General features: G+C 67.9%; 6 protein-coding genes and 1 pseudogene. All 7 read left to right on the top strand.

The features are described 5' to 3' along the window. Positions 1 to 560: molybdopterin dinucleotide binding domain-containing protein (locus tag SCI24_RS20580; protein ID WP_318727148.1), on the top strand; the 560-nt coding region annotated here is incomplete at its 5' end. Then, complete coding sequence (gene narH / locus SCI24_RS20575; RefSeq protein WP_318727147.1) at positions 557 to 2,131, top strand: nitrate reductase subunit beta; 1,575 nt, start codon at positions 557 to 559, stop codon at positions 2,129 to 2,131. The genes SCI24_RS20580 and narH, both read left to right, overlap by 4 nt. Beyond that, positions 2,124 to 2,909 carry a nitrate reductase molybdenum cofactor assembly chaperone gene (gene narJ, locus SCI24_RS20570; protein WP_318727146.1) on the top strand — a complete coding sequence of 262 codons (786 nt, stop codon included), beginning with the start codon at positions 2,124 to 2,126 and terminating at the stop codon, positions 2,907 to 2,909. Before narH ends, narJ begins: the two co-directional genes overlap by 8 nt. A 12-nt stretch (positions 2,910 to 2,921) precedes the next feature. Beyond that, positions 2,922 to 3,605: a respiratory nitrate reductase subunit gamma gene (gene narI / locus SCI24_RS20565; protein WP_318727145.1), complete on the top strand. Its 684-nt coding sequence runs from the start codon at positions 2,922 to 2,924 to the stop codon at positions 3,603 to 3,605. 279 nt (positions 3,606 to 3,884) lie between these two features. Continuing rightward, on the top strand, positions 3,885 to 4,706 hold the full coding sequence (locus tag SCI24_RS20560; RefSeq protein WP_318727144.1) for a peptidylprolyl isomerase: 822 nt from the start codon (positions 3,885 to 3,887) through the stop codon (positions 4,704 to 4,706). Between the two features lie 104 nt (positions 4,707 to 4,810). After that, on the top strand, positions 4,811 to 5,395 hold the full coding sequence (gene moaB / locus SCI24_RS20555; protein ID WP_318727143.1) for a molybdenum cofactor biosynthesis protein B: 585 nt from the start codon (positions 4,811 to 4,813) through the stop codon (positions 5,393 to 5,395). After that, positions 5,392 to 5,631 (top strand): annotated as a pseudogene (locus SCI24_RS20550) (molybdopterin molybdenumtransferase MoeA); the annotation flags it as partial. The gene moaB and the pseudogene SCI24_RS20550, both read left to right, overlap by 4 nt.

Here is a 5,631-nt window from a genome sequence, read left to right as displayed (position 1 = left end):
ACCGTCCGCCCATCGACACCAAGGCGGCGGTCAGCCTGGCCGAGACCAAGAGCAACGGCAACCCGGAGATCGCCCTGAACTGGATCACCCCGCACCAGAAGTGGGGCATCCACTCCACCTACAGCGACAACCTGCTGATGCAGACCCTGTCGCGGGGCGGCCCCATCGTCTGGATGTCCGAGGATGACGCCAAGTCCATCGGCGTCGAGGACAACGACTGGATCGAGCTCTACAACGCCAACGGCGCCATCGCGGCCCGCGCGGTGGTCAGCCAGCGGGTCAAGAACGGCATGGCGATGATGTATCACGCCCAGGAGCGGATCCTGAACATGCCGGGCTCCGAGATCACCGGCACCCGGGGCGGCATCCACAACTCGGTGACCCGTGTGTGCCCCAAGCCGACCCACATGATCGGCGGCTACGCCCAGCTCTCCTACAGCTTCAACTACTACGGCACCGTCGGCTCCAACCGCGACGAGTTCGTCATCGTGCGCAAGATGAAGAAGATCGACTGGCTGGATGGCGAAGGCAATGACTACGAGCAGGAGGCCGTGAAATGAAGATTCGTTCCCAGGTAGGCATGGTCCTCAACCTCGACAAGTGCATCGGCTGCCACACCTGCTCGGTGACCTGCAAGAACGTCTGGACCAGCCGCGAGGGCGTCGAGTACGCCTGGTTCAACAACGTCGAGACCAAGCCCGGCATCGGCTATCCCAAGGAGTGGGAGAACCAGCACAAGTGGAAGGGCGGCTGGCTGCGCCGCAAGGATGGCCGCATCGAGCCGCGCATCGGCGGCAAGTGGCGGGTGCTGGCGAACATCTTCGCCAACCCCGACCTGCCGGAGATCGACGACTACTACGAGCCGTTCACCTTCGACTACCAGCACCTGCACACCGCCAAGCAGGGCGAGCACCAGCCCACCGCGCGGCCGCGTTCGCTGATCTCCGGCGAGCGGATGAACAAGATCGAGTGGGGCCCGAACTGGGAGGAGATCCTCGGCACCGAGTTCGCCAAGCGCCGCAAGGACGCGAACTTCGAGAAGATCCAGGCCGACATCTACGGCCAGTTCGAGAACACCTTCATGATGTACCTGCCGCGGCTGTGCGAGCACTGCCTCAACCCGACCTGCGTGGCGTCGTGCCCGAGTGGCGCGATCTACAAGCGCGAGGAGGACGGCATCGTCCTGATCGACCAGGACAAGTGCCGCGGCTGGCGGATGTGCATCTCCGGCTGCCCCTACAAGAAGATCTACTACAACTGGAAGACCGGGAAGTCCGAGAAGTGCATCTTCTGCTATCCGCGCATCGAGGCCGGCCAGCCGACCGTCTGCTCCGAGACCTGCGTGGGCCGGATCCGCTATCTCGGCGTGCTGCTCTACGATGCCGACCGCATCGAGGAAGTGGCCAGCTCGCCGGACGAGCGTGACCTCTACCATCGCCAGTGCGAGATCTTCCTGGACCCCAACGACCCGGAAGTCATCGCCCAGGCGAAGAAGGACGGCATCACCGACAACGTGATCGCCGCCGCCCAGGCCTCGCCGGTCTACAAGCTGGCCATGGACTGGGGCCTGGCGCTGCCGCTGCACCCGGAGTATCGCACCCTGCCGATGGTCTGGTACGTGCCGCCGCTGTCGCCGATCCAGTCCGCCGCCGAGGCCGGCAACGTCGAGTTCGACGGCGTGATGCCGAAGATCGAGTCGCTGCGCATCCCGGTCAAGTACCTGGCGAACATGCTCACCGCAGGCGAAGAGGAGCCCGTGGTGCTGGCGCTCAAGCGCCTGATGGCCATGCGCCTCTACATGCGCGGCAAGCATGTCGAGGGCAAGGCCGAGACCGAGGTGCTGGAGAGCGTGGGCCTCACCGAGGCCCAGGTGGAGTCCATGTACCGGTACCTGGCCATCGCCAACTACGAGGACCGCTTCGTGATCCCCACCAGCCACCGCGAGATGGCCACCGAGGCCTTCCCGGAGCGTGGCGGCTGCGGCTTCACCTTCGGCGACGGCTGCCACGGTGACAGCAGTCAGAGCCTGTTCGGTGGACGCAAGACCACCACCACCCTGGTCCAGCCGGTCGAGACCTTCGACCCTGCTGCACAGGACAAGACCCGGAGTGAGGAGGTGCGTCATGGCTGAGGCCGCAATGCAACACCCCGTGGCGGAGCCGGACATGCTGAGCCTGCGCGTGCTGGCCCGGCTGCTCGACTACCCCTCCGCGGAGCTCCAGGCCGCCGCGCCGGAGATGATCGAGATCCTCGACGCCGAGCGCCGCTGGGAGGCGGCGCTGCGCACCCGCCTGATGGACTGGTGCCAGCGCCTGCTGGAAGCCGACCTGATGGAGCTCCAGGCCGAGTACGTGGCGCTGTTCGACAAGGGGCGCAGCACCTCGTTGCTGCTCTTCGAGCACGTCCACGGCGAGTCCCGCGATCGCGGCCAGGCCATGGTCGACCTGATGGCCGAGTACAGCGCCGCGGGCTTCGAGCTCGATGCCCGTGAGCTGCCCGACTACCTGCCGCTGTTCCTGGAGTACCTCTCGACCCGTCCGGAGGCCGAGATCGGCCGCTGGCTGGGCGAGATTCGCCATATCCTGGCGCTGCTTGCCGCCCGCCTCGAGGAGCGCGACGCCGACCATGCCCTGGTGCCGCTGGCGCTGCTGGCGCTGATCGGCGCCGAGGGGGACGTCGACGCCCACCGCGAGACGGTGAAGGAGGAGGCGCCCGATGACACCCCGGAAGCGCTGGACGAGGTGTGGGAGGAGGAAGCGGTGCGCTTCAGTGCCGCCTCCGACGAGGACTGCGCCCTGCAGTCCGCCGAGGGCCGGCGACTCGCCGAGCGCAAGCAGGCCGTGCCCAGCGACCCCGTCAGGATCATGCCCAGCAGCGGGTCGACCGACCGCGCCGTGACCGATCGCTAAAGGAGAACCGTCATGTTTAGCGAATACCTGCAACACCTGATCTATGGCTACTACCCGTATCTGGCCGGCACGGTGTTCCTGGTCGGCAGCCTGCTACGCTACGACCATGGCCAGTACACCTGGAAGACCGGCTCCAGCCAGATGCTCTCGTCGAAGAACATGCGCCTGGCCAGCAACCTCTTCCATATCGGCATCATCGTGATCTTCTTCGGTCACCTGTTCGGCATGCTGACGCCGCACTGGGTCTATGCACCCTTCCTGCATGCCGGCACCAAGCAGCTGCTGGCCATCGTGGTGGGCGGCATCGCCGGCGTCCTCTGCGTGGTGGGGGGCGCCATGCTGTTCTACCGTCGCCTGACCAACCCGCGGGTGAAGGCCTCGTCGAGCATGATGGATACCATCATCCTCGGACTGATCGTCTTCCAGGCGGCGCTGGGCATGATCACCATCATCTTCTCCCTGGGCCACCTGGACGGTGCCATGATGCTGACGCTCTCCAGCTGGGCGCAGTCCATCGTCTTCTTCAGCGGCGGGGCAGCCGACTACATGGCCGAGGTCTCCTGGATCTACAAGCTCCATATCTTCATCGGCCTGACCATCATCCTGCTGTTCCCGTTCTCGCGCCTGGTGCATGTGTGGAGCGTGCCCTTCGGCTATATCACCCGTCGCTACCAGCTGGTGCGTAAGCGGGGTTGATCTGTCGAGCCAAAGCGTTTCGGCAGGGGCGCCGGGGGCAGGCCGAAGAGGAGGTCCTATGCCAGGGGTGAGGAGCACCGCTCCGAACGGGCTGGCCATGGATGGCCAGCACCGGTCCTGCAAGCGGAGCAGGATGCGAGAGCGAAGCAGGGCGTCGGTAGCGCCCAGGGATGGGTTCACAGCGCCTCCGGAAGGCCGGCCCCGCTCGCACGTCTGCCGCCGGATCAGCCCCTCTCGCCGGCGCTGGGGACATGAATTGAGCTGTAAGGATTTATCACCATGCAGAAGATCGATATCGAGATGATCCCGGGGGGCGCCACGCCCCCTCCCATCCGGGTCGGCGAGGCCACCATCGAGGAGGCCGCCATCGCCGAAGAGATGCAGTACCACCCGGCGGACAGCGCCGGTACGGCCCAGCTCAAGGCGGCCCGCGCCCTGGTGGTGCGCGAGCTGCTGCGCCAGCGAGCGGCGGCCCTGGGCGTGGCCGAGGTGGCCTCCGAGGCGATCGACGAGGCGGATGCCACCATCGCCGAGCTGCTGGAGCGAGAGCTGGAGGTGCCCGAGCCCGCCGAGGAGGACTGCCGCCGCTTCCACGCCGCCCATCCCGAGCGCTTCAGCGAACCGACGCGGCTGCGGGTGCGCCACTTGCTGCTGGCCGCGGCCCCGGACGACGCCCCGGCCCGCGACGCCGGCTATCGCCTGGGCGAGAAGCTGATCCGCGAGCTGCAGGAGGTGCCCGAGCGCTTCACCGAGTTCGCCCAGCGCCACTCCGCCTGCCCCTCGAAGGAGGAGGGCGGTGACCTGGGCTGGCTGGCCCCCGGCCAGACCGTGGCCGAGCTGGACCGTGCCCTGCAGCACCTGCCCGAGGGGCTCCACGATCGCCCGCTGGCCTCGCGCTACGGCTGGCACGTCGTCACCATCGACCAGCGCGTCGAGGGCCGCGAGCTCCCCTACGAGCAGGTCGCCGAGCACGTCCGCCACAGCCTGCGCGAGCAGGCCACCCGCCGGGCCCTGCGCCACTACCTGCTGGCACTGGAGGCCGAGATCGGGGTCGAGGGCATCGCGCTAGACGACGACAGTGCCAGTGCCCTGATGCAGTAGCCACATGAAGTAGTCACATGAAAGGGGGCCGGCCTGGCCCCCTCGACGTATCCGACTCTGCTTTCCATGACGCCGCTCGCACCGCGGGCGGCGAGGAGGACCCCATGGCCCACGTTGACGCCAATACCCCCTTCGCCCCGCTGGGCATCGCCGTGCTGACCGTCTCCGACACCCGCGGCTTCGACGAGGATGGCAGTGGCGACCTGCTCGCCGAGCGCCTCACCGAGGCCGGCCACGCCCTGGTAGAGCGGCGCATCGTGCCCGACGACGTCTACCGCATCCGCGCGGTGGTCTCGGCCTGGGTGGTGCGCGAGGACATCCAGGTGATCCTGGTCAACGGCGGCACCGGCTTCACCCTCCGCGATACCACCCCGGAGGCGCTGGCACCGCTGTTCGACAAGGCGGTCGATGGCTACGGCGAGCTGTTCCGCCAGCTCTCCCTGGAGACCATCGGCACCTCCACCATCCAGTCCCGGGCGGTGGCCGGGCTGATCGACCGCACCCTGGTATTCGCCATGCCGGGCTCGCCCAAGGCGTGCGCCACCGCCTGGGACGGTATCCTCAAAGCCCAGCTCGACGCCCGCACCCGGCCCTGCAACTTCGTCGCCATGGTGCTGCCCGAGGCGAGGCACTGCGCCTCCCGGCAGGCGAGCGTCGACGAGGACCTGGCGGAAGGGGCCAGGGCATGAACTGCGGCTGCGCGGAGGTCGTCACGCCCGGCCTGCTGGACCTCTTCGACGCCCGCGCCCTGATGATGGCGTCCGGCGTGGCGGTGGCCGGCCACGAGCGGGTCGCCCTGGCCGATGCCGCCGGCCGGGTGCTGGCCGAGGATGCCCGGGCCAGCCTCGACCTGCCCGGGGTCGACAACAGCGCCATGGACGGCTATGCCCTGCGTCGCGGCGAGCTCGCCGCGAGCCCGGCCGGC

This window comes from Halomonas sp., from assembly GCF_033549285.1.
Classification (GTDB): Bacteria; Pseudomonadota; Gammaproteobacteria; order Pseudomonadales; family Halomonadaceae; genus Halomonas.
This window is presented reverse-complemented; position numbering and strand designations above follow the sequence as displayed.